We start from the raw sequence: 261 nt of genomic DNA, 5'->3' as shown, positions 1-261 counted from the left end.
AACCCGACGTCAGCTATCACGGCGTCGTGTACACGGAAGCGTTCGGCGCGGCCGCGTATATCGGCCGCGCGCGCGTCGTGCCGCTGCGCAACATGGGCGCGGCGATCTCGCCGTTCAACGCGTTCCAGATCCTGCAGGGCATCGAGACGCTCGCGCTGCGCATCGAGCGGATCAGCGACAACGCGCTGAAGGTCGCCCAGCATCTCGCGCGCCACGAAAACGTCGAATGGGTGAACTACGCGGGGCTGCCCGATCACCCCG

1 protein-coding gene is annotated in these 261 nt (G+C 67.4%); it reads left to right on the top strand.

The genetic code is table 11. The annotated features are described in order from the left end of the window. The coding region (locus SB756_RS31600) for a PLP-dependent transferase (protein WP_410913437.1) at nt 1-261 on the top strand (261 nt) is incomplete at both ends.

The sequence above is a fragment of the Pseudomonas sp. SIMBA_068 genome, assembly GCF_046534705.1.
Lineage (GTDB): Bacteria > Pseudomonadota > Gammaproteobacteria > Pseudomonadales > Pseudomonadaceae > Aquipseudomonas > Aquipseudomonas putida.
This window is presented reverse-complemented; position numbering and strand designations above follow the sequence as displayed.